Origin of the sequence: Bacteroides luti, from assembly GCF_900128905.1 — a bacterium.
GTDB classification, from domain to species: Bacteria; Bacteroidota; Bacteroidia; order Bacteroidales; family Bacteroidaceae; genus Bacteroides; species Bacteroides luti.
On the sequence record NZ_FQTV01000003.1, the window covers coordinates 39,178 to 65,580 of the forward strand.

Annotated in this window: 12 protein-coding genes; 7 read left to right on the top strand and 5 right to left on the bottom strand. The window is 38.9% G+C overall.

Annotated elements, in window-relative coordinates:
• Positions 1-4: 4 nt before the first annotated feature.
• The 3 genes from BUC21_RS03565 to BUC21_RS03575 form a co-directional block, all read right to left on the bottom strand.
• Positions 5-1,813, bottom strand: coding sequence for an aminotransferase class I/II-fold pyridoxal phosphate-dependent enzyme (locus BUC21_RS03565; RefSeq protein ID WP_073399276.1), 1,809 nt, complete (start codon positions 1,811-1,813; stop codon positions 5-7).
• A gap of 39 nt (positions 1,814-1,852) precedes the next feature.
• Entirely contained in the window at positions 1,853-2,848 is a 996-nt protein-coding gene (locus tag BUC21_RS03570; RefSeq protein WP_073399278.1) for an NAD-dependent epimerase/dehydratase family protein, read from the bottom strand.
• Positions 2,849-3,210: 362 nt separating this feature from the next.
• Entirely contained in the window at positions 3,211-7,275 is a 4,065-nt protein-coding gene (locus tag BUC21_RS03575) for a hybrid sensor histidine kinase/response regulator transcription factor (RefSeq protein ID WP_073399280.1), read from the bottom strand.
• A 241-nt stretch (positions 7,276-7,516) separates the two neighbouring features.
• On the opposite strand from BUC21_RS03575, the gene BUC21_RS03580 reads away from it, so the two are divergent.
• From BUC21_RS03580 to BUC21_RS03610, 7 genes are all read left to right on the top strand, one after another.
• Entirely contained in the window at positions 7,517-9,172 is a 1,656-nt protein-coding gene (locus tag BUC21_RS03580) for a carboxylesterase/lipase family protein (protein ID WP_073399282.1), read from the top strand.
• 57 nt (positions 9,173-9,229) lie between these two features.
• Complete coding sequence (locus BUC21_RS03585; RefSeq protein ID WP_073399284.1) at positions 9,230-12,298, top strand: SusC/RagA family TonB-linked outer membrane protein; 3,069 nt, start codon at positions 9,230-9,232, stop codon at positions 12,296-12,298.
• A 22-nt stretch (positions 12,299-12,320) separates the two neighbouring features.
• Positions 12,321-13,889: a RagB/SusD family nutrient uptake outer membrane protein gene (locus BUC21_RS03590; protein ID WP_073399286.1), complete on the top strand. Its 1,569-nt coding sequence runs from the start codon at positions 12,321-12,323 to the stop codon at positions 13,887-13,889.
• 24 nt (positions 13,890-13,913) lie between these two features.
• Positions 13,914-14,837: a hypothetical protein gene (locus BUC21_RS03595; RefSeq protein ID WP_073399288.1), complete on the top strand. Its 924-nt coding sequence runs from the start codon at positions 13,914-13,916 to the stop codon at positions 14,835-14,837.
• Positions 14,838-14,876: 39 nt separating this feature from the next.
• Positions 14,877-16,070, top strand: a complete 1,194-nt coding sequence (locus tag BUC21_RS03600) for an esterase (protein WP_073399290.1) — start codon at positions 14,877-14,879, stop codon at positions 16,068-16,070.
• A gap of 17 nt (positions 16,071-16,087) precedes the next feature.
• Positions 16,088-18,427: a beta-glucosidase gene (locus tag BUC21_RS03605; RefSeq protein WP_073399292.1), complete on the top strand. Its 2,340-nt coding sequence runs from the start codon at positions 16,088-16,090 to the stop codon at positions 18,425-18,427.
• A gap of 124 nt (positions 18,428-18,551) precedes the next feature.
• Entirely contained in the window at positions 18,552-21,032 is a 2,481-nt protein-coding gene (locus tag BUC21_RS03610; protein WP_083547582.1) for a glycoside hydrolase family 3 N-terminal domain-containing protein, read from the top strand.
• A gap of 264 nt (positions 21,033-21,296) precedes the next feature.
• On the opposite strand, the gene BUC21_RS03615 is transcribed toward BUC21_RS03610, so the two are convergent.
• Positions 21,297-24,002 carry an FG-GAP repeat domain-containing protein gene (locus BUC21_RS03615; protein ID WP_073399296.1) on the bottom strand — a complete coding sequence of 902 codons (2,706 nt, stop codon included), beginning with the start codon at positions 24,000-24,002 and terminating at the stop codon, positions 21,297-21,299.
• Positions 24,003-24,353: 351 nt separating this feature from the next.
• Positions 24,354-26,396: a RagB/SusD family nutrient uptake outer membrane protein gene (locus BUC21_RS03620; RefSeq protein ID WP_073399298.1), complete on the bottom strand. Its 2,043-nt coding sequence runs from the start codon at positions 26,394-26,396 to the stop codon at positions 24,354-24,356.
• Positions 26,397-26,403: the final 7 nt, after the last annotated feature.

The window sequence follows — 26,403 nt, forward strand, 5'->3', positions numbered from 1 at the left end:
CCGATTAAAGTAATTTCAAAGCTCGAAGCAGCCTGTCATTATCCGATATATTTTTAACAGCAATCCGAATATAATTTGTACCTGAGAAGGCAGATTTAGTTCCACAATCCTTTATAAGAATATTAAATCTGCTTAGTAAAACATTAGCTAATTCCTTTGATGTAAACGAAGATACCACCTCACACATAAAGAAATTAGCCTGAGAGGGAATTATTCTAAGAAAAGGAATAGTCTGCAATTCATTAAAAAAACGTCTTCTTTCTATCAGGAACTTTTCACATCCCATTTTATAGTCATCTTCATATTTTGTAAAAATCTGAAGATAAAACTCAGCAAATGAGTTTATATTCCATATAGAAACATCTTTTTTCATCCAATCAATCAATGTCTTACAGGCAGTAACAAGAACGCCAATACGCAAGCCGGGAACCCCATAAGATTTAGAGATACTTTTCACTACAATCAAATTTGGATATGCTTCGAGAATACCATTATTCAAAAGAGTATTGTTCAAATAATCATCACTAAAATCCACGAATGATTCATCTACTATCAAGGTTATATTTTCCTCACTAGCCCAATTAGCTAGTAACAGTACATTTTCCATGGAGATATAATTACCCGACGGATTATCCGGGTTAATGAGTAAAAGTGACGATAGTTCTTTTCCTGTAAAAAATTCGATCAAATCATCTGCCGAATAAGAAAAGTCTGGATTCTGAGGAATAAATTGCACAATTCTCTCCTTCACAATCCGATTGGAATATTCTTCAAAAGTAGGGCAAGTAATACCAATATAACCTTCCAACCTCTCCATCAAGCTTTTTATAAGTTCAGCAGCTCCATTTCCCACAACTACATATTCCTGTTTCACCCCAAAATATTTTCCTGCCACCAAGGTATTAACAAACATTCCCGATGGGTATTCAGTAAGCAACGTATCAAAGTTAGCCCTCAATTCATCCTTCATTCGCTGAGAAGGGAAATAAGGATTTACCAAGTAACAGAAATCAATCAGTTTAGGAAAACGCCAGTAGCCTCCATACCTTTTCTGATACATCTGCAATTTTGTCTCCTCCGCAAATATTGTCTCAGCAATATCCAGATCCTGCACATCATCAATTTCGTACCATTTCTCATCAGTCAGCGGAAGTGCTTTTAATCCAGTCCTGTCAAGCAATGTTATTACCCGTAGCACCTGTTCGTAATATTCATTATTACCTAGTGCTTTGCTATATGCTTCCAGAAACGGAACATAATAACTTCTGGAAAACTCCTTGCTGAATTTGTATATATTTACAGTTTTGTAATAAGAATCTACTTCATTATAATTGAAAGCTTTCTTGGGTATAAAGTTCACAATGTTACAATCGTTATCTATTTGCACCATTGTACCATCCATCCACGTCTCGTATTTGGCCACAAGAGCAAGGTTAGGATGAGGATTTTCAATAATCATCTGGAAAAGACTATCATCAAATATAAGGTCCGACTCAATCAGCAGAGTATCATCTTCCTGCAATTGTTTTTTAGCCAATGCCAGCGAGTAGATATTATTTGTTTTTTCATAAACCGGATTGTGAACATACTCAATCTTCACTTCACTGCTATATCTGTCACCTATAAAATCAATCAGCTTCTGTCCTTCATATCCTACAACAATCACGACCCTCTTCAGATGCAGTTTGGCCAGTTGTGAAAGTACCCTGTCTATAAGAGTAACTTCATTGACCTTAACCATACACTTCGTATTATTCCTGGTAAGTTCACCCAAACGCTTACCCATTCCTGCTGCCAGAATTATTGCTTGCATATTATTAGATTTAAGGTTCCCTGTTAATAACTAAGCTAATTATTCCGTTAGGAAAATAACATCATCAACCGTACGTTTCTCAAGAAATTCATAATTTAGCGTACGAGCAAGTCCTTCGCTCAATGTATAGAGAGGCACATATCCGGTTGTCATTGCTTTCGACGAATCATATAGTGTATTTGCACAAAACTTCTTCACACGAATACTGCTGATTGCTAGTTTCTTTCCTGTAATTGAAGCTAGAAAATCAAAACAATATCCGCCTAATAGCCCCATCCAGTATGGAAAATGTTTAGATGGAATATGTTTCCCCATTACCCTACTAACATGAGCTACCAAGTCATTCATCGTAACTTCTGGTTTATCTATATAATTATAAACGTCATAACCTAAAGACTTATTGCAGATCAGATAGCGAATAAAATTAACAACATTACCCACATAAGCCATAGATTTTTTGTTTTTTCCATTTCCAACCATCAGGAATCTACCGCTGGATATCTGTTTCAGTAAGCAAAAAACATTTCCCCTGTTACGTTCACCAAATATCACTGTAGGCCTTAGAATATTCACATTACATTCGGAATGTTTGGCATACCACTCCTGCAACAATAATTCCGCCATCCATTTTGATTTGCCATAATCATTGAATGGATCAATCGGACATTCTTCGTTAGGGTTATCTTTATTTAATCCATATACTGCAACCGAACTTGTGAATACGATATGCTTTACACCATTCAGGTCCATAGCAGCAAGTACATTCGCCATACCCTGTACATTTACGTCATAATATAATGTTCTCGGAAAAACATCATCTCTGTGCTCGGCTGCAAGTAAAACAACCAAATCAGTACCTTTCAGCAAATTATTTATAGCTTCCTGATCAAGTACATTTGCTATTGTTGTTATCTCCGGGAAAAATGGGCTTTGTTGTTTATCAATATTAATCAATTGATGAATAGTATGATCTTTTAATGTCTCAATAAGACGTGTTCCAACAAAACCAGATCCGCCTATTACTGCTATTTTCATAATTAATGTTTATTTTGTTAAGGAGCAGCTCCATAACTTATAAACACAAAAAACCGAAATAGGTTTTTCGTTATTGATATTTTAAGATTTCTTTTATTTATATATATTTTTATTCGTGTTTTTTCGCATTCTAACGCCGCTCATTTTTCTTTTTTAATCATTTTTCTATTAAAATCAAGCAACATCCTCTACAAAATTTCTTTCGGTTCTTTCTGAACGGAAATGTTATTAAATCACTAACTATACTTTCTACTATTTTGTACACAAGGATTTAGAAATCTAGAATGCAGCCTCAGTGATTAGAAAAAAAATAAAATTCAATCGTTGTATACAAGATTTATTTCTGCACAGATAATTTATAGTTAATTTATCCCTTTGTACTCACTGGGCACTATTCCAAAATGTTTCTTAAACGTTACGGAAAAGTGAGACAACGTAGTAAAACCAGTCATATCAGCAATCTCTGATATAGTATATTTCCCTTCAGAAATCAGTTCTGCAGCACGGTTTAATTTGTATTTTTTAAAGAAAACACCAGGGTTTTCACCAGTCAGTCCCTTTATTTTATAGTACAATTTGGTGCGAGATATCTTTAACCGTGCTGTCATATGGACTATATCTAATTCAGTATTAGAGAGTTCAGATTCCATTAAATGGTAAAGATCGGTCATAAATGCGTTATCCTGAGGAGATAGAACATTCTTTGAAATATTGTTTGTCTGAGTAGTACTTCCCAGTATATTACGTATTTTTTCCCTGTTTTTAAGTTGTGATTTGATAAGTGCCAGCAAATAGTTCGGATCAAAAGGCTTGGTTACATAAGCATCAGCACCAATATCCAGACCTTCAACCTGATTTTCAACAGTTGTCTTAGCCGTTACCAGAATAACTGGAATATGGCATAACAACAAATCTTCTTTTATTTGGCGACAAAGCTGATATCCATCAACACCAGGCATAACAACATCACTTAATATCAAATCCGGCACTTCTTCATTTATGGCTTCTAACGCACTATTAGCATCAAAACGACAAATAACATTATAGTAAGACGATAACATCGCTTTTAAATAATATGCCACTTCAGTATCATCATCAACTACCAATAAAGTCTGTTGTTTACCTGTCGAATTTAAATTCTCCACCTGTTTATATGGCTTTTTGTCCGATAAAGGAAATACGTCTTCTTGTGTCCCTTGTTCCACAGATCGTTCCTCTTCAGTGTAGGAGATCTCATTTATCGGAAGAATGAGGGTAAATATGGCACCATTGCCAACTTTACGATTACTAGCCTTAAGATAGCCATGGTGTAGTTCCGCAAGACTACGTGCATAATAAAGACCAATACCTGTTCCCCAGTTATAGGTTCCTTCCGATTGATCCTCCACTTGATAATATTTAATAAAAATCTTCTCCATTTGATTTTCGGGAATACCTTTACCCGTATCGGTCACCGTTACCTTAATATATTGTATATCTACATCTTTATCTGTAAGCGAAAATTGTTTTAAGGCATCATCTCTGGTTATAACATCGAAATCTATATCAATTTTTCCACCTATAGGCGTAAATTTGAGTGCATTGGACAATAAGTTTCCCATAATCTTATCTACTTTATCTTCGTCTAACCAAAGAATAAACGAATCTTCCAAACCAAATGTGCTTAATGTAATATTCTTGTTTTGCGCATTTACTTTAAAAACATCTGTCAATTGTTGCAAAATAGAAATAACATCCATTCGCTTTACTTTCAATCGTAATGTATCGTTTTCAAGTTTATTAAAGTCCATTAACTGGTTTACAAGTTTCAACATTCTGTCCACGCTGCGTTGCACTATATAAAGTAACTTTTTATTTTCTCCTTTTATTTCGGGACTATCGCACATTTGTGCAACAGGTCCTGAAATCATAGTCAACGGAGTACGAAATTCGTGAGAAATATTGGAAAAAAAACTCATATTCATTTTATTCACGCGTTGCTCCTGAGCTTTTTCCTGTTCTGCACGCAAAGCTGCTTCCTTTTCCGTTTTAATGCGCAGATAAGCACTGAAAAGTAAATAAATAACACCTGCTATCACAATAAAATAGATACAATACGCCCACCATGTTGCCCATGGTGCCGGTGATACAATAATCTGTAGAGAGTTTTCGGCTTCTACTATGGTCTTATCATTATTTGTAATCTTTACTTTAAATGTAAATGTTCCTACCGGTAGATTAGCATAATATGCCTCACGATTATTACCTGCATCAATCCAATATTTATCAAAACCTTCTAATTTGTAACAGTAATGTACTCGTTCATATTCGCAATAATCAAGTGCAGCAAATGATATACTAAAACTATTCTGGTCATGATCCAAATGAATATCCGGCTTGTAAGACAAATGCTTGTCAATACAAGACTCATTTTGCGGACGTATCAACTTATTGTGAATCTTTAAATCTTCGAATAATAGAGGTATATTCCGTTTAAATGTCACATCTATGGGATCGAAAACTGTCAACCCATGTGTACCACCAAATACCAGAGCACCATTAGGAAGCCGGCACGAAGTCCGCTCGTAAAACTGATTGCCGCCAATACCGTCCGCTGCATAATAACTGGTAAATTTACCTACTGTTCTGTCATACTTATATAAGCCATATTGCGTACTTACCCAAATATTTCCTTGTCTATCTTCCTCAATACTACTAATATCTGTACATGAAATGCCTGATATCGGATACATTCTTTTGGTGGAGGGAGAATAACGCATCAGTCCATTGCTCACAGTGCCTATCCATATATCGCCATTCGTATCTTCGTAAAGTTTAGTCGGAATAAATACAGAGCGAGGGATACAACTCTTTATATCTTCTTTCGATATTTTAAGTTCTTTAGGTTTCCAGGTATTTGGGTCAACCAACTGCATTGAATTGTTGAAAGCAGCAAATAAGATCTCACCTGTACTCAATGGAAGCATACCCGGAATAAATATGAACCCCTTATTATAGAGTTGAATTGGTTTGAATTTTGTTTCTCTTTGTCGTAAGGCATAAACAAATTGACTGGCTGTGCTTACCCAAATAGTATTGTTACGATCCTGAGTAATACACATAGGGAAAAGAATGGGATAAGTAGCTTCAACCTGCAACATGCCGTTCTTATATCGGCATCGCATCACTTTATTAGAAGAAACAACCATCCATATTGCATTACTTTCATCTACAAAGAGATAACTGACATCATGATTTTCCTGGTTATCCTGCGGAAGAATTTTCTGCATATTAATCTTTTCTACCTTCCTGCTGTCCAGATCGTACATATACAATCCGTCCATTAAGGTCGAAATCCATAAATGCTTTTCTTTATCAATCGCTACAGCCACTACAGACTTCTGTTTCACACATGAGCAAAGATAATTATTGTTATTGAATCGTTTTTTATAATTATAGCGAACAACATAACCTTGATCCACCGAACCAATCCACAAGTTTTTCTGCGAATCTGTAAACATTTTGCTTATTTTAAAATGCGGAACTTCAAATGGAAAACCATTCTCATCCTGATGAATTACAAAGCCTTCAATGTAATTGTAGAGAAACATACCGTTCTCTGTCGTGTTTATTAGTAAACTGTTGTTCTCGTAAGGATATATATAATTGATGGTAGATTTAGACAATACCGGATGGTTTCTTATAACCTTCGGAACATCTATATATTTTCGTGTGCGTGTATCAAAAACCGACAAAGAGTTTTCTCCCACCAGCCATAACTCACCATTGTCCCGCATATATGAGTAATAAACAGAATGTTTTGTAGGGATAGAATCTTCCAGTTTTATTGTAGAAGAATTATAACATCTCAAAGCTAGCGGATTAACAGCCCACAACCTGTTATTATTGTCAATATAACATCTTCCACTAAAGGTTCCTTGTGGATCAAAAGCCTTGATAGCACAGTCAAATTGTTTTTTTTCAGAATTATATACACAGAGCTGAAAAACCATATTCAGGAAAATCTTTCCATTTTTATCTTCCAGAAACTGCGTTCCGTTTTGGTTTGGAATGGTAATCGGTATTCGTTGAAAATTATCTTTATCCGTATATAAACAAGCTCCATTAACTGTAGAAATCCATAGCCGGTTCTGCGAGTCCCGAAAAATATCCTGTATCTGGTTGTCAGGTAAATCAAGTGAGTCATCCGTACAGAAATATTGATGAAACTCATGTACATTATATTTATTCAGCCCCCTGAAAGTTCCTATCCAGATATGTCCCTGGGCATCTTCTGCGAAAGAAGATATCTTTTGATTGGAAATGTCATTCGCAATAACAGGGCTTGCAATAGCTGTTTTATTCTCATTCGCGTTCTCTTTTGGCCTACAAGAGGTAACATATATAAGGAAAAGTAATAACATAAAAAAAGAAAGTAACTTTTGCATAGTGTGTTCTAAGGTTAATGAGTACACAAATATAGATATAAGAAGAGTACGGACAAAAACAAATAAGAGCTGAATTCAGCAGAAAAAGTATTTTCTAACAGGTTTTGAACACAGAGATAAACATTTGAACAAATAAAAAAGCGGTTTTGAACGCAGAGACAAATCTTTCAAACACATCAAAAACTCGTTCTCTAAAGAATAAGATAATATTGCAAGTGTAAAAACCATAACTAATACATATATGAAAAAACAATTTCTATCAGTCATTGCGTTCACTTCTTTACTACTTGTCTATTGTTGTGGAGTAGCGATAGCAAGTAAGCAACCATCACAAACAGATTCAGGAGAAATAACAGCTTCATCCCAAACAGCAGTAACTCAAACTGAATCGGGAAAGGTTTCAGGATACATCGAAGAAGGTGTATACATCTATAAAGGTATTCCTTACGCAAAAGCAGAGCGCTTTATGCCGCCAACAGCGCCTGACAAATGGGAAGGAATACGTAGTTCACGCTCTTACGGTCCTACTTGTCCTCAAGGTAAACGCATGGGGTGGTACAGTGATGAACAGGCATTTGCGTTTCATTGGGACGACGGTTACCCCGATGAAAATTGTCTACGATTAAATATCTGGACAACCGGATTGAACGATGGTAAGAAACGCCCCGTTATGGTATGGCTACATGGAGGTGGTTACTCAGCTGGTTCCGGACAGGAACTTCCATCCTATGACGGTACAAATCTTTCTAAAAAAGGTGATGTAGTAGTAGTTACATTAAACCATCGTCTTAATGTTCTGGGGTTCTTAGACCTGTCCGCTTATGGTGATAAATTTGCAAAATCCGGAAATGTCGGACTACTGGATTTAATAGCAGCGCTTCAATGGGTAAACAAAAACATAGCCTCCTTTGGAGGAGATGCATCTAATGTTACAATATTCGGACAATCTGGCGGTGGTGGTAAAGTTTCTACGTTACTAGCTACTCCTGCTGCGGATAAATTATTTCATAAAGCAATTGTAGAAAGCGGATCCATGCTACGCACAATGGAATCCCGGTATTCACGTCGCATTGGTACTGCCGTTGTTGAAGAGCTGGGACTGAAACCTTCGCAGATCGACGAAATTCAGAAAATACCTTATGACAGACTACTCTCAGCTGGCGAAAAGGCTATAGTCAAAGTACGTGCAGAGGCTGATAAAGAAGGAGTTTCTTCCTTTATATTTGGCTGGGCACCAACAGTAGACGGAGATGTGCTGCCTACTCAACCTTTTGATCCACAAGCACCGGCACAATCCCGTAATATACCTATGATTATCGGAACAACACAAAATGAATTTACAATGAGTACATATGTACCTGCTATGCGCTCAATCACTAAAGAACAAGCTGTTGAAAACCTTAAGAAAAAATATGGAGATCGTATGGACGACTTCCTTAAAGCATTCCAAAAAGCGTATCCGAACTATCAGCCAAAAGATTTGATTGATGTTGATTTTATATTCAGACCTAGTGCAGTAGCCCAAGCAAAGCTAAAAACAGATCAACACGGTGCACCGGTTTATATGTATATGTTCGCCTGGGAATCACCGGTACTCGATGGTATGTTCCGCAGTACACACTGCATGGAAATTCCCTTTGTTTTCAATAATATAGTTCGTCATGCCAGCATAACCGGAGGTGGCAAATCTGCGCAATTATTAAGTGACAAAATGAGTAGTGCCTGGATAAATTTTGCAAGAACCGGTAATCCCAATGTAAAAGGCTTACCGAAATGGGAACCTTATACTCAGGAAAAAGGTGCCACGATGTTTTTCAATAATACATGTGAAATGAAATATAACCACGACAAGGATTTACTGGATATAATCATGGCATTTCCAACCCGGGGATTTTAAAAACAAGCTCTTTTATTAACTACCAAATCTATAATAATAACTAATGAAAACAAAACTATGAAGCACAATGAAATGAAAAGGCTGACAGCCTTAATTCTTTTTCTTTTAATGGGCATACCTTTCTTGATGGCTCAAAAAACAGTAAAGGTATCGGGAAAAATTACCGACGACTCTAATGAAACAATGATTGGGGTCAGTATAATGGAAAAAGGTACTAATAATGGTATCATAACAGATTTTAACGGCAATTATTCGTTATTCGTGCATGAAGGTGCAACAATTGTATACTCATACATCGGATACATTACACAAGAGAAAAAGGCTGTTGCAGGAACAATGAACATTACAATGAAAGAAAATCAGAAAGTTCTGGAAGAAGTTGTAGTGGTCGGTTACGGCGTACAAAAGAAAAGCTCTGTTACCGGTGCCATTTCACAGGTAAAAACCGAGGATATACAAAACCGCACCATCAGCAATGCTCAACAAGCATTACAAGGTAAAACAGCCGGTGTGCAGATTATTCAAACTTCTGCAGCTCCGGGTTCATCACCAACCATACGCATACGTGGATACTCCTCCAACGCGGCTTCCAGTCCTTTGTATGTGGTCGATGGTATCCGTTTATCTGATATTTCGGGTATTGATCCAAACGATATCGCTTCAATGGAAGTATTAAAAGATGCGGCATCAGCAGCAATCTATGGTGCCGAAGCCGGCAATGGAGTTGTTCTTATCACAACTAAAAAAGGTAAATCCGGCGAAGGCAAAATTGCATACGATTTTCAATATTCAGTTCAATCGTTGGCACGTATTCCTAAGATGCTAAATTCTGAACAATACATCGATTATATGGTTGAAGGTTCTACCTTTACAAGAGACTATTTACTAAAAAACTGGGATGGTGTCACAAATACCTCCTGGTCTGATGTCGCATTCGGAAATAGTCAGATGCAAAAACACAACTTAGCCTTCACAGGTGGCGGAGATAAAGGCAACTACTATCTATCATTGACTTATCTCGATAATAACGGTATTGTAAAAGGCAATGCTGATACATATAACCGTATGACTGCTACTATTAATTCTGAATATCAGATTAAGAAATGGCTGAAAGTTGGAACAACTAATCAGATTGAAAAATATAATGTACGTACAGTTTCATCCAATAATGAGTACGGAAGTCTGCTTACCTCTATTTTGCAGCTCGACCCACTTACTCCAGATACTTATACCTATGAGAATCTGCCGGCTAACATGCTTACAGCCTTGAACGATGGCAAGCATTTGTTACAGGATGAAAACGGTAATTACTATGCCGTGTCCAAATTCCTGGCATGTGAGCAATATAATCCAATGATTATGCGCGACAATAACATTGACAGAAATAGTGGTTTCAATGTAAACGGTTCTATTTATGGAGACTTCAAGCCATTCAAAGACCTCACAATAACATCCCGTTTAGGATACCGTTTATCCGGAGCAAGAAGCTCAACAACTTCTTTACCTTTTTACGGGAACTCTGTGCAGAGCAAGGATTATCTGAGTCAAAGCGGTCAGTCTTCTACTTCAATCTATTATCAATGGGAAAATTTTGCTAATTATATGAAGAGTTTCGATAAACATACAGTCTCTGCTATGGTGGGTATGTCTTATCAGGAATCCACTTATGATTATGTCAGCGGTAGTCTGTCGGCTAATGGAGAAGATGCATTGCAAAAGAACGATCCGTTATTTTATTATCTCAACTATGGGGCATCTTCTGCTACAAAAAGTGTGGGTGGTGAAAAAACCCGTTCTGCAAAAATGTCTTATTTTGGTCGTGTTGGCTATGATTATGCAGGGAAATATATGTTGCAGGCATCACTTCGGGCAGATGCTGCCGACCTTTCATTTTTACCATCAACAAATCGTTGGGGATACTTCCCTGCAGTCTCAGCAGGATGGTCTGTTTCCGAGGAAAAGTTTTTTATGCCTCTGAAAGAAAAAATAAACAGCTTAAAACTACGCGCAAGCTGGGGACAAAATGGTAGTCTTTCAGCATTAAGCGGTTATCCTTACAGTACAGATATGACATCAAGTGGTATTTATCCTTTCACTCTGGAAAATTATTACATTACCGGTGCACGTCCTTCCACAATGGGTAATGAAAAACTTAAGTGGGAAACATCTGAGCAGATCAACATTGGATTTGATGCTCGTTTTTTACGAAGCCGACTGACATTTGGTCTGGATTATTTTGACAAAAAGACGAAAGACTTATTGGTATGGAACACTACCCCATCATTAGCTATCGGTGGTAATACCTCACCTATGAATGCAGGCAATGTAAGTAATAAAGGTTTGGAATTTGAATTGAGCTGGAGAGATCATATCCGCGATTTCAATTACAGCGTTCGTGCAAATTTAGCTACTTTAAAGAATAAAGTAACTTATATTGATCCTTCCATTAATCGTATTGAGGGTACCAAATTTCACACAAGTTACGTAACTTACTTTGAAAAGGGATATCCTGTATACTATTTCAGAGGTTACAAATTCACAGGGGTTAATTCGGAGACTGGCGAGCCAACCTTTGCCGATTTAGACAAAAGCGGCGGACTCTCAGAAGGTGATATCTCATATATTGGCGATGCTATACCTGATTTTACTTATGGTATTACACTTGCAGCATCCTGGAAAGGCTTTGATCTCACCATTTTTGGAACAGGATCACATGGAAATGACATTTTCAATTGCATCAATCGTCCGGATTTCAAGGCTTCCAATAAATTAAAGGAAGTATTCTATGACAATCGCTGGACTGTTGATAATAAAGCAGGAACAGTACCTCGTGCTGGTGCTATGTTAATGGATAAATATCAACTTTCCGATGCATTGGTATATGATGGATCATACTACAAAATCAAGCAAATTCAGTTTGGCTATTCTTTCCCTCAAAAATGGTTAAAGAAAATCTTTGTAAATAACCTCCGTATTTATGGCTCTTTAGACGACTTTATCACCTTTACCAGTTATCCGGGATTTGATCCGGAGGCTGCAGCAAGCACAACTTCAGGTATGGGTATTGATAAAGGTTCATATCCCTGTTCAAAGAAAGTTGTATTCGGTTTAAACATTGAATTTTAATTAACCTTTAACGAATAATAATATGAAAACGAAATATTTATATCTATTGCTAATAAGCCTTCTTTCTGTTGTAGGTACCGGTTGCGAGGACCGTTTAGACATACTAAAGCATGGCAACTTAGGTGCAGAAGAAAGTTTCTATAAAACGGATGACGATGCACAACAAGCTTCTGCAAATCTTTACAGTAGTGTACGAAGTCAGTATTTTAACTGGTTCTTTACCAAAAACATGCTTTCCGATGATGTTTGGTGTGGTGGTGGTTCGCGTGGTGACAATGCTTCCATGGAGAAGCTGAATGAATACAATTTTGGAACAGACCATTCAATGATTGAAAGTTTGTATTCCGGTCTTTATAATATCATTTATAATGCCAACCTTATTATAGATAAGATCGAAGCAAACTCTGAAGTAAAGCAGCGGGCTATTGCCGAAGCTAAATTCTTCCGTGCCTGGGCACATTTTGAGTTGGTCACCATGTTTGGAACAGCCCCTACTATTGATCATCTGTTACAATCAAATGAATATCGTCAAAGTAACGGAACTCCTGAAGTTACTTGGAAACTAATAGAAAGTGATTTAAATGAAGCGATAGGTTCCGGGGCATTGCCTTCCAAGAGTGATGTAAACGACCAGACAACCAGCATACGTATTACTAAAGAGGTGGCAGAAGCCTATCTCGGAAAAGCACAACTATTTCAGGGTAAATATTCAGAATCTGCTGCAACCTTAGACAAAGTAATTGAATCTGCCAAATATAGTCTATATCAAGGAGGTTATGACAAACTGCTCCATGCTGTAGCAAATAATAGTTGTGAATCTATGTTTGAATGTCAGATGCGTAACGATCCAGAAAAAATATGGTCTATATTCACCATGTTGCATATTATGCAAGGCTGGCGTACCGACAAATTGAATTACAGTACCGGTGCTAAGGCATATATTGCAACAGGAACCTACGGATTTGCTAACCCACGTAAAGATCTTTACGATGCATTTGTAGCCATGGAAGGTAAAAATGGTTATCGTCTAAATTGCACCATACACACATATGAACAAATGGAGAATGCAGGAATCACCTTGCAAAGTGGCGCTTACTTATATGGTTGTGAAGGATATTTCATGTGGAAAAATCGTCCGTTAAAAGAAGATTGTGTACAAGATTTTCCAGGATTTCAGTCTTTACAGTATATCAATCTGCGTATCATGCGTTATGCCGAAGTATTGCTAATGGCAGCAGAAGCTCATATTAAAGGTGGCGTTAGTCAGGCTAAAGCTTTAAAATATATCAATGAAGTACGTACCCGTGCTCAATTACCAGCATTAACTTCCGTTTCGTTGGATGACGTAAAGAAAGAAAAACGTCTGGAACTTTGTCTGGAAAGTGTACGCTATCAGGATTTAATCCGCTGGGGAGACGCTTCATCTGTTATGGGTGAACAAGGTAAACAAGTTCCAAGCTATTCAGCTAAGGGCATTGAATACTTAAATAAAAATACTATCTTTGGTTTCAAAGAAAAACATAAATTATTACCAATCCCTGCAAAGGAATTACGAGTAAATCCAAATATGCATCAGAATAATAACTGGTAATCTTTATTTAAAAACAGAATAGTTATGAAAACAATAAATTCATTATTTATATTGTATGTGTTATGTCTTCTGACAGCCTGTAATGAAAATGCGCTGGATTCGCTTTCGGGTAAATATGCAATGGATGGCTATACTTTCAACAAGGTTGAAAATCAGACAACAGATAAACTTAAAAAGGGGGTTAAGGCTATCAATATGACACTCACCGATGCATCTGGAAATTCGCTGGCACTCCGTTTAGGAAGTGACGAATGGATACTACCTGCAGGGACTTATGTATACGCTAATACAGTTTCCGCCGGCAAACAATATTCGGCAACACTGAATGGTAATGTGAATATAACTGCAGGTGATATAGACGTGGCAATCATAAATGGACAGTACTTAATAAATGGTTTGCTGACAACTTCCACAGGTCAACGCTTCAGATTTAATTATAGGGGAACTACTACTTTTACAGTAGGAGTAGATGATCCCGAAGCCAGTGGTTATACTGTAATTATGTCAACTTCAGCCGTATCAGTTACAGATTGGACAACCGGTAAAACAACTAATTATCCTGAATTGACAAAATACACGTTTACAGTCAGTGATCCAAATGGTCAGGAAGTTGCTTCATTAAATGCAATAAATAAAGCCAATGCCAATATCAGCGAAGTAACAGGGACATATACTATTCAAGGAAGTCCAACAACAAGCTGGTTGATGGACAGTGGCTGGGTACTGTCACAATATAATATGGCTGGTGGATCTTACTATACAGATGCAAACAAAGTCAAACAATACATTACAGCTGGAAAAATTACAATTTCTGCTGTACAAGGTATAGAAGGTGATATGCTGTATAGCTTTTCAGGTAGTGAATTAACAACCTCAACCAATAAAGACGTTCTGGGAACAGGGACCTTTAATTATAAATACGCAAATTTATCAATCAAAGGAAATTAGGAAAAAAAAGAAATTTATTAATTTAATTATAAAAGTATCATGAAAAGATTAACAATTTTAGCTGCAGGGTTGCTGATGTGCGTAATGAGTTTTGCGCAACAAGCCCTTTGGGGAGTACCACAAGTTATCTCTCCTGAAATTCACGAAAACAACACGGTTACTTTCCGGCTGAAGGCTCCTAAGGCTGTAAAAGTACAAGTTACGGGAGATTTTCTTCCTACACAAAAAATTAAGACTCCTTACGGAGAATTTGATGCCCCGGGATTTGCCGATTTAACAGAAGGAAAGGATGGATTATGGGAATATACCACTTCCAATCAATTAAAACCGGAACTTTACAGCTACTCATTTATTGTAGACGGGCTGAAAACTATCGATCCGAATAATGTATATCTTAACCGTGATGTTGCTTCAATTACCAATATATTTATCATTGGTGGAGAACGCGCTGATTTATATAAAGTAAACAAAGTACCTCACGGAACCGTATCCCGTATCTGGTACAACAGTCCCACACTGGGCATGGAGCGTCGAATGACAGTTTACACTCCTGCCGGATACGAAGCCAGTGGAAAGCGCTATCCTGTTTTTTATCTGTTACATGGTATGGGTGGTGACGAAGAGGCCTGGATAGCTCTTGGACGCACCGCACAGATTCTTGATAATCTCATTGCAAAAGGTAAAGCTAAACCTATGATTGTAGTCATGACGAACGGTAATGCCTCTCAGGAAGCCGCTCCAGGAGAGTCTTCTGCCGGTCTGGTTCCTCCAAATACACAATTACCAAAAACTATGGAAGGTTCATTCGAAATGGCATTTCCAGATGTAGTAAAATTCGTCGATAATAATTATCGCACCATTAAAAGTAAATCCGGTCGTGCCATTGCAGGTCTTTCAATGGGAGGTTTTCATTCCATGCATATCTCTAAACAGTTCCCCGATCTGTTCAATTATGTTGGTTTGTTCTCTGCAGCCATTTTACCAAACAAAGACGCAAAGTCTCCTGTTTATGAAAATCTTGAAGGTAAATTAAAAGTTCAGTTCTCCAAAAAACCGGCCCTTTACTGGATCGCTATCGGCAAAGCCGACTTCCTTTATAAGGCTAATGAAGATTATCGCAAACTTTTGGATGAAAAAGGATACAAATATACTTACTACGAAACAGGTGAAGGACATATTTGGAAAAACTGGCGCATATATCTTACAGAATTTACTCCTCTATTATTCAAATAATATCTAAGGAATTTATTATGAAGAAACACATAATTAGCACGATTCTTATTTCCGGCACATTAGTAGCCTGCAGCCCCGGCACTCCCAGGTTAGGAAAATCTTCCATTGACGATGTGATTGCTGCCATGACGCTCGAAGAAAAAGCGCACCTGGTAGTAGGTACCGGTATGGAAGGATTTTCCGGTGACAGCGCAGTTGTCGGTGAAACAAAAAGTTTAGTTCCCGGTGCAGCGGGAACTACTTATCCAATTCATCGGTTGGGCATTCCCGCAGTAGTACTGGCAGATGGACCTGCCGGACTTCGCATAAACCCTAAACGCGAGGGAGACAGTGCAACGTACTATTGTACCCACTTCCCTATCGGAACGTTGCTGGCTTCTACATGGAATCAGGAATTAGTACAGCAAGTTGGTTCGGCTATCGGAAATGAAGTCCTGGAGTATGGCGCAGACGTACTCCTGGCACCTGCTCTGAACATACACCGCAATCCGTTGTGCGGACGAAATTTCGAGTACTATTCTGAAGATCCGGTAGTAGCCGGAAAAATTGCAGCCTCGTATGTAAAGGGAGTACAAAGCAATGGCGTAGGAACCTCCATCAAACATTTTGCAGGAAATAATCAGGAAAGCAACCGTATGGCAACCGATGCCCGTATCTCTCCCCGTGCCTTGCGTGAAATTTATCTGAAAGGTTTCGAGATTGCCGTGAAAGAAGCTGAACCATGGACCGTAATGTCTTCCTACAACTATCTGAACGGCATCTATACCTCCGAAAATCTTGAATTACTAACCACCCTCCTTCGTAATGAATGGGGCTATAAAGGAATGGTTATGACAGACTGGTTTGGCGGCAAGAATCCTATTGCGCAAATGCTGGCTGGTAACGATTTACTGGAACCGGGTACCCCAAAACAACTGGAAATGATTATCAACGGAGTAAAACAAGGTAAACTCAGTGAATCTGTATTAAACCGTAATGTAAGGCGCATTCTGGAGATGATTATCAAAACTCCGCGTTTCAAAGGTTATCAATATTCCAACAAGCCCGACCTGAAAGCGCATGCAGCCGTTACGCGCCAGTCGGCTACAGAAGGTATGGTCTTATTGAAAAACGATAATAAAGCATTACCGTTCTCGGCTGATGTAAAAAATGTGGCATTGTTTGGATGCACGTCTTATGACTTTATTGCTGGTGGTACTGGCTCGGGTAATGTAAACCGGGCATATACAGTTTCTTTATTAGAGGGATTAAAAAGCGCTGGGTACATCATTGACAATACGTTGAAAGTTGCGTATGAGAAACACATTGCTTACGAGAACAAGCGTAACACTCCCGACAAGTCCAACAAGTATGCTACCTTTATGCCTCTGCCACGTCCTACGGAAATGACGTTTTCTCAGCAAACACTGAAAGAACAGGCTGCAAAATCGGATGTTGCCCTTATCACGTTGGGACGTACCTCAGGCGAGTTTCTCGATCGTAAACTAAACGATTTTAATCTGAGCAAGGAAGAGCAACAGATGTTAAAAGACATCTGCCAGGCATTCCATGCAGCAGGTAAAAAAGTTGTGATAGTGCTAAACATTGGAGGTGTAATCGAAACAGCTTCCTGGAAAGAAACACCCGATGCAATCCTGCTGGCATGGCAGGCTGGTCAGGAAGGTGGAAACAGTGTTGCCGATGTATTGAGTGGCAAAACATCTCCTTCGGGCAAACTACCAATGACTTTCCCTATAAAGTTCGAAGATGTGGCTTCTTCTGCCAATTTTCCAACAGAGGGTAAAATGAGCAGTATGGATTTCACTAACCACGGTAAAAAGAAATCTGAAGAAAAGCTGTGGGACTATTCGGATTACGAAGAAAATATCTATGTTGGCTACCGCTACTTTGACAGCTTCAACAAAGGGGTTTCTTATCCGTTTGGTTACGGATTGTCTTACACAACATTCCAGTATACAAATCCAACCCTCAAAACTGAAAACAATGTTTATACAGTTACAGTAAACGTAAAAAACACAGGTCAGGTTGCAGGCAAAGAAATTGTAGAACTCTATGTTTCCGCCCCAGTTAATGCAAAGTTGCCAAAACCGGAAAAAGAACTGAAAGCGTTTGCCAAAACCAAAGAGTTGAAGCCGGGAGAAACAGTTGTTGTTTCGTTGAAATTAAATGCCACAGATCTGGCATCATATAGCGAAAAGGAATCGGCATGGGTAGTAGATGAAGGATCATATAAGTTTTTAATCGGTGCTTCCTCACGTGACATCAAAGCCACCCTGAAAACAAATCTGTCTGCATCTTCTCAAAAAATGCATAACATACTGAATTTGCAAAAGCCAATAAACATTTTAGAGAAATAATATTCCTGTCATAAAGGACACAGTGTATCACAAAAAGAAAAAGATGTATACTTACTGTGTCCTTTGTGACGTTTTTTTCTATATTTGTCTGTCTTAAACAAATAACTACATAAAAATCAATATCATGAAAAAATTTCTCTTTTCACTGCTTGCTGCCGGGAGTATCCTCACCACTTCGGCACAAACTGTTAAAACCGCGATCCCCAGGGATCCGAAGATTGAACAGCAAGTAGAAACACTGCTAAAAAAAATGACTCTTGAGGAGAAAATTGGGCAGATGACTGAGCTTACTATCGATATCCTAGCAAAACGGACTAACCCGTTCGAGGGAATGAATCAGCAGAATCCCAAAGTGGACGATTTGAAAAAGATACTGAAGAAATATAACCTGGAGAAGAAGTTCGACTTATCCAAAGGCATGCCCGACAAAGAAAACATGATGAGAATCTATATGGCCATCATGGAGATAGAGAATAAAAAAGGGTTCCAGATTGATGAAGCTTTGCTGGACAGTGTGATAAGTAAGTATAAGGTTGGCTCTATCCTGAATGTACCCAACAGCATTGCGCAGACAAAAGAGGGCTGGGAAGCTATTATCCGGAAAATACAGGATAAATCGATGAAAGCTATCGGTATCCCTTGCATCTATGGTGTAGACCAGATTCATGGCACTACTTATACTCAAGGGGGTACTTTCTTCCCGCAGGGTATCAACATGGCGGCTACGTTCAACCGTTCGCTGGTACGCGAAGGTTCACGCATATCAGCCTACGAAACCAAAGCCGGAAGTATTCCATGGACCTACGCTCCTGTTCTCGACCTCGGACGTGATGCCCGCTGGCCTCGTATGTGGGAGAATTATGGAGAAGATTGCTATGTCAATGCCGAAATGGGACGCGAATCTATTCTGGGTTTCCAGGGTGAAGATCCAAACCATATCGATAATAACCACGTTGCTGCCTGCTTAAAGCACTACATGGGTTACGGTGTTCCTGTTTCCGGAAAAGACCGCACACCATCGTCCATCACCCTGCAGGATATGCGCGAGAAACACTTTGCTCCTTTCCTCGAAGGTATCAAGGCAGGTGCACTGTCCGTCATGGTCAATTCGGCCAGTAACAACGGTCTGCCTTTCCATGCCAACTACGAACTGCTCACAAAATGGCTGAAGGAAGATCTTCAATGGGACGGAATGATTGTAACCGACTGGGCCGATATCAACAACCTTTATACTCGTGATAAGATTGCATCCAGCAAAAAAGAGGCCATCAAGCTGGCTATCAATGCCGGGATAGATATGTCCATGGTACCTTACGAATGGAGCTTCTGCACTTATCTCAAAGAACTGGTACAGGAAGGTGAAGTACCCATGACTCGTATCGACGATGCCGTACGCCGTGTTCTGCGCATGAAGTACCGTCTGGGCCTGTTCGAAAAACCTGTTTACAACAACAAAGATTTTCCTTTGTTCGGATGCAAAGAGCATGCTGATGCTGCCTTGAAGGCTGCTCAGGAATCGCTTGTCTTGTTGAAAAACAGCGATCATATCTTACCTTTAAGCACCGGAAAGAAATTATTGGTAACCGGACCAAACGCAAACTCCATGCGTACGCTCAACGGAGGCTGGTCGTACTCCTGGCAGGGCGACAAAGCAGATATGTGTGCCACTCAGTACAACACCATCCTCGAATCTCTCAGCAACAAGTTTGGTAAGGATCAGGTTATCTACGAACCGGGAGTTACCTACAAACAGGGTGGTCTCTATTGGGAAGAAAATGCGCCCGAGATTGATAAGGCTGTAGCCAGTGCTGCCAATGCCGATTATATCATTGCGTGCATCGGCGAAAATTCCTATTGCGAAACTCCGGGCAATCTCACCAATCTCTCTCTTTCAAAGAATCAGCTCGACCTCATTAAGGCGCTTGCCAACACCGGCAAACCGGTTATTCTGATCCTGAACGAAGGTCGTCCACGCATCTTAAACGAAATCGAGCCCCTCACAAAAGCTGTGGTAAACATCATGTTGCCGGGTAACTATGGTGCCGATGCGCTGGCTAATCTCTTAACCGGTGATGTTAATTTCAGCGGAAAGATGCCTTATACTTATCCAAAGGAGATCAATTCATTGTTTACGTACGACTATAAGCCTTGTGAGGACCTGGATAAAATGGAAGGTGCTTACAATTACGATGCGGTGATGTCTGTTCAATGGCCTTTCGGATACGGATTGAGCTACACTACCTTTAGTTACAGTAACCTGAAAGCAGACAAGTCTTCTTTTACTGCCGATGATGTGCTCACTTTCAGTGTAGATGTTACAAATACCGGCAAATATGCGGGCAAGGAAAGTGTGCTGTTGTTCAGCAGTGACCTCGTTGCTTCTCTTACTCCCGATATCCGCCGTCTGCGTGCATTCGATAAGGTTGATCTGCAACCCGGTGAGACTAAAACGGTTTCTTTTAAGGTAAAAGCTTCCGATCTGGCTTTTGTTGGATTCGACGGTAAGTGGATTCTGGAGAAAGGTGATTTCCGTATTCAAACGGGTAGTCAAACGTTGACTGTTTCTTGTCGTGAGGGGCAGAAGTGGGTTACTTCTAATAAATAACTGTCCTTTTCTTTTCCCTTGACGGAAAAGAAACAAAAGGTCAAGGCTGCACGAATTTTACTAAAATAAGGGAATGTAGAGCTAAAGAAAAAGAACTCGCTGCGCTCAAACAGCTTTTTCTTTTTAACGCTCCACACTCCCTTATTTCTTAACGTAAAATTCATGAGGCCGGTTTTTTTTCCGCTCGGCTGCGCCATTACTCACTGCAGTTTTGGAACGAAGTAGTCTTTGCTTCGCTCGGCTTGTCACTTTGTGGTGGTTCTTTTAATAAGATACCAGATCCCCACATTCTGCATTGGTCGACTGAGCTTTAGATATAGCTTCTTCCACAATAGTAAGTAAGTAAAAGAGTTTGTCTAAATATACAGAGTCTTCCAGCAAAAGACTTTTTAAATTTGCAATCAATTCATTAAGCGTATCCGAACCATATATATTTTTGATAATGCTTTTACTAATAACACTTATATTAGCGTCGGTGAAATTTGTTGCAATTTCTTCCATTTTAATATTTCGTGGTGATTCTCCAAGATTTTTAAATAATTGCGTTCTGTCAATATTTAAGTTATTCAATATATTATTGGTCTCAACAGTCCTCTTGTTTTCATATTGATTATATATTAAATAGTCAGTAATTTTCTTAACAGGCAAAGGTTGTTTCTTGAAAATTCCAGAATATAATCCTTTTTGTTTTATTTTAGCATCTATTTGATTTAAAAAGACTTCTTGTTTAGTATAAGATTGTTCCAACAAAAATAACAGATTCAATATTTCATTTACCATACGAATAAATCCTTCAGTACCGGTATATGAACCCGGTTTTAGTTCATTATTTAAACTAGTATGTCTGATAGGGTCTGCAACAACATCCCAATTCATATCGCCAAAAATTGTTTGCCATGGTCTTGGGAATGCTCCTGTGTAAATATTAGCTGCAGCATTGATTATTGATGTATTAGAAAGAATATTCTTTAAATGAAGAATAGATGGAGAAAAAGCATTGTAATCTGCTTTCATTGAAGCTAAATAGTCAGCTGTTGTTTCCGTTATTTTTGCTTTTTCTTCCGCACTCATAGTGTTAAACTCAGTAGTGTAGATGTACTGATATAGATAACAATGTCTTACCATTAAATCCCATCCACCGCCTAACGAAGCATAAAAAGGTATTGCAGGTTTATAGAATAATGATTGAGTATTGATTTCAGTATTATCATTTCTATAAATTTTCTGATGAAATCTGTGAGGGGCTTTAGATGTCAGCAAACTGGCAGTATAGTAAGAAGACCACCACATACCAAATTTATTAGGTTTACCAAAAAGTTGCATTATTTCGGATGGATTGGGGGTGTCTGTAATCCCTGGTGCATAAACAGAAGTGGTTGACATTGCTAAATATTTTTCACCAATCGCGTTTAATACAGACTCGCCAGCATCGCAACTACCATCAAATACTGATAAATCAACTCCTTTGTTGCCTAATAATTCAAATGATGGAGCAAATTGGTCATATCCTACAATCATTCCATCTTCAAATTGAAAAATATGAGATAGTGAAACACTTTTAGTTGTATCTCCCAAAGCCCTGCTACTACCACCATGTCCTGCAAGATAAACAAAAAGTCTGTCGCCGGCTCTAAGATATAATGACAATTGTTTCAAAATGGTTATACCATTTGTAGCATTAGGAATTACAAACATGGTGTAACCTCTGTTTCTTAAAAATGATGTTGTGGTATTAACCGAATTTTGCCATTGAGAGTGATAAATAATTAAACCATAAGATTGACCTATACCTGCTTCAAAATCATTATCTGCTGTATTGAGCAGCCACCCACCAATTCGAGTGCCATTAGGCAACATTGTAATTGCATTGAAAGTACCACCCGATTGTTTTAGAATACCAATACCCCAAGGAGAAGTAATTTGAATTTCGGGAATTCCATCACCGTCAAAATCCGCAACATAATTTATACGATTGTCTCTTGTATTCAATAGCCAGCCACCAAATCGAGTACCATTGGCCGCCATTACTGTAGATTGCAATGTATTTCCTTTTAATTTTAAAACACCCAAACCCCAATTGCTGGTAATTAAAATATCTAATTTACCATCCTTATCAAAATCACCTGTAATGTTCATTTTATCCTTTTTGCTATCCAGTACCCAATTTCCCAATTTAGTTCCTGTTTTATGCATACAAAGGGTAGAAAGTGTATTTCCTTGTAGCTTTAAAATTCCTATGCCATTGCTATTACTTACTAGTATTTCGGCTTTACCATCTCCATCAAAATCACCTGCAACCTCAAATCTATCTATGGCAGTATTTAATACCCATCCGCCAATGTTTGTATTGTTTGCAACCATAGCAATTGAGTTAAGTGTTGAACCATTGAATTTAAGTACCCCTAATCCCCAAGGCGATGTTACAATAATTTCCGTCTGTTTATCACCGTCAAAATCACCCACTAAGGTAAAATAATTATCTGCAGTATTGAGCAGCCAATCACCAAAACGCGAACCATTAGGTGATAGCATTAATGATGAAAAATCATTATTAGCATATTTTAACAAACCAATACCCCATGGACTTGTTACCAATATCTCTTTTTTCCCATCCTTATCAAAATCGGCCGCATACAAAAACTGGTTATCGGCAGTATTAATTAACCAACCTCCATGTCTTGAACCATTTTGCCCCATTGCTATAGATGTAAGATTTCCGTTTAGGAGTTTCAATATCCCTATTCCCCATGGACTCGACATTAATACTTCTGTCCTTCCATCACCATCAAAATCTGCTTTAATCTCGACATAGTTGTCTTTGGTGTTTAATAACCAACCACCAAACCTGCTTCCATTAGGATACATTCTATGCAATGTAAGTTTACTGTTTGTAAGACTTAGAATACCCAGCCCCCAAGGGCTAGTCACTAAAATATCAGCTTTGCTGTCTCCGTTAAAATCATTGTTCATAATACTCAGGTATTTTCCCTACTTTGTAAAGCGGTTTTCGGGAATTCCGCATATTTGCAATCAATAAAATATACCGCATGCCATGCCCGATGAACCCAAAGTTACATCAGCAACAAATACTTAACAACTCTATAAGAACAAAACTCAATTAAAAAAAGCAGAAAAACACTGTTAAAAATGTAACGAAAATCTGTTAAAGAAACAACAATACACTATTAAATTTATTAAACCAGCAAAGCAAAGGCTGCGCTGTTGCATTTAAATAAAAAAAGCTGCGGGAAGTATTCTCACGAACTCTATCCCGCAGCTGCTTCTAAGTGAAACCTAATCTATATTTTTTTTCAATTCAATTTATTTATCGGCATGTCCACCTCCGGTTGTTGGCCAATATAAGTTTTGATACAGGTATGTATTTTCTTTTGTATTGTCGGGTGATGCATATTGCATATCCGATATGGAGATCGGATTCAGATAGTATGCTTCGTGCCAGTTGTAACCGTTCTTCAGGTCATTGGTTGATGACATGCTTCGGCTGTACGGACGCAGGTACTTACTTAAGTCCTTACTGCTTACTATTGAATTGTTTGATCCGTCGGAGATAATAGTCACTGGTTTGCCACTTGCGTCTACCAGATAATTCTGATACATGCTGTCCCAGAAATTCACTCCTTCCGGAACCCACTTCGTGGTTAGCATTCTGTCAAATGATCTCCAGCGAATCAGGTCGGTGTAACGCTGACCTTCACTGAACATCTCGTTCATTCTTTCACGACGGATGTTATATAATGTCTTGCTCACCATGGCTGTACCCGAGTATACACCAAAATCGCTCTCCTTGCTTAAATCGGTAGCTGTAATTGTTGCATCAATATCGGTACTTACACCCGCACGTGCACGCAATGACTGCCAATAGCTTCTCGCTGTTGCATCTATTGTTCCGTTTAGTTCGTATGATGCTTCAATGTAGTTCAACATCGCTTCTGCTGTACGGAAAATCGGACAAGCATTGGTTCCTCTCACCTCGTCGTTGGTAGTCTGGTTATAATCGTAAGTATAGTACTTACGTGGCTGATAACCGGTAATACAACGTCTTTCGTCGGTAGCTTCGGTAATAGCAGGAGATTTGAAAAGTTTACCTACACCAGGTGCAGCCGGATCTGAATCCATTAAATCGCTTTCACCCCACACAAACAACTGCAAACGTTCGTCACGTCCCGATTTTACATTGTCTATCGTAACATCTCCCTTGTAATCACCGCTTGCGTAAATTGGCAAACCATTCTTCATCAGGAACGATTCGGCAAACGTACGGGTATATCCGTCGGCACAACCCACTTTACATCTGTAAGGAGTATCATGCTTTATGTTCTGTGCGCTGCTGTACTCTTTCCAAAGCAAAACTTCAGGAACACTAGACAACGACGGACGGCTATACATTTCAAAGTAAGAGTTCCATCCTGTAGTTACTCCCACAGCTGGATTCATCACGTGGTTGTTGGCAGTAAGCTGTGCATTGTCGCCCACCTGTTTGGCAGCGTTCATCGCTTCTTGCAGGAAGAATCTGATTTCTGTATTTATATCAAATGTCTTTCCACTGTTGTAAGAAGCTGTTGCTCCCGGCCAGTTGCTGTCACCCGGCACACGTCCACTGCCTTTGTGGTATTTCTCGAACGTACCTTCAAAAAGGGCAACTCTCGATTTAAACAGCAAGGCAGCCTCTTTATTCAGGCGCTGACCGTTAAACTGAGTACGTGGAGCAAGTAATGCAATCGCCTTGTCCATATCTTCCAGGATAAAACGAGCCACTTCGTTGCGTGGAGCACGTTTGCTGGCATCCACAATTACAGTGCTTTGGTCGGGCAGCACGGTAGTGATAATCGGGAAATCGCCAAATACGGCCAATGCTCTGAAATAAGTGATGGCACGCATAAAATACATCTCACCAATATAGTTCTTTGTCAGCGTTGCATTTCCCGAAATCTGTCCCGCTTCGTATTTAGGAAGCACCGTTTCCAGGAAATAGTTACATATACGTATGTACGCAAAATAGTTGCTCTGAAGATTTTTATCGGAAGGAACTTCCCAATAGTTATCGGCAAAAAGTTGTGTGTTACCGCCTATGCTCTGAACAAAGATATCCGTATTTCGGTCAGAACGTGCCATACCATCGTTGTACGCCTGTTCGTGGTACATATATCCGTTGTATGGCAATTGCAAAAACGAATTATAATAATTGTTCAGATACGTAGCCAGCTGATCGGCTGTTGAATAAAAATCGACCGGAGTAATCTGGCTCACCGGCTCCATATCGAGCAGATCGTTACAGGAAGTGGTAGCCAAAGAAGCCACTCCCAGCATTGCGCAAAGCCCTAATTGTTTTATATTTAGTTTCATAGTTATA

Bases quoted from the DNA above. Each gene is read 5' to 3' on its own strand.
- BUC21_RS03565 (WP_073399276.1), bottom strand. From the start codon at position 1,813: ATGCAAGCAATAATTCTGGCAGCAGGAATGGGTAAGCGTTTGGGTGAA.
- BUC21_RS03570 (WP_073399278.1), bottom strand. From the start codon at position 2,848: ATGAAAATAGCAGTAATAGGCGGATCTGGTTTTGTTGGAACACGTCTT.
- BUC21_RS03575 (WP_073399280.1), bottom strand. From the start codon at position 7,275: ATGCAAAAGTTACTTTCTTTTTTTATGTTATTACTTTTCCTTATATAT.
- BUC21_RS03580 (WP_073399282.1), top strand. From the start codon at position 7,517: ATGAAAAAACAATTTCTATCAGTCATTGCGTTCACTTCTTTACTACTT.
- BUC21_RS03585 (WP_073399284.1), top strand. From the start codon at position 9,230: ATGAAGCACAATGAAATGAAAAGGCTGACAGCCTTAATTCTTTTTCTT.
- BUC21_RS03590 (WP_073399286.1), top strand. From the start codon at position 12,321: ATGAAAACGAAATATTTATATCTATTGCTAATAAGCCTTCTTTCTGTT.
- BUC21_RS03595 (WP_073399288.1), top strand. From the start codon at position 13,914: ATGAAAACAATAAATTCATTATTTATATTGTATGTGTTATGTCTTCTG.
- BUC21_RS03600 (WP_073399290.1), top strand. From the start codon at position 14,877: ATGAAAAGATTAACAATTTTAGCTGCAGGGTTGCTGATGTGCGTAATG.
- BUC21_RS03605 (WP_073399292.1), top strand. From the start codon at position 16,088: ATGAAGAAACACATAATTAGCACGATTCTTATTTCCGGCACATTAGTA.
- BUC21_RS03610 (WP_083547582.1), top strand. From the start codon at position 18,552: ATGAAAAAATTTCTCTTTTCACTGCTTGCTGCCGGGAGTATCCTCACC.
- BUC21_RS03615 (WP_073399296.1), bottom strand. From the start codon at position 24,002: ATGAACAATGATTTTAACGGAGACAGCAAAGCTGATATTTTAGTGACT.
- BUC21_RS03620 (WP_073399298.1), bottom strand. From the start codon at position 26,396: ATGAAACTAAATATAAAACAATTAGGGCTTTGCGCAATGCTGGGAGTG.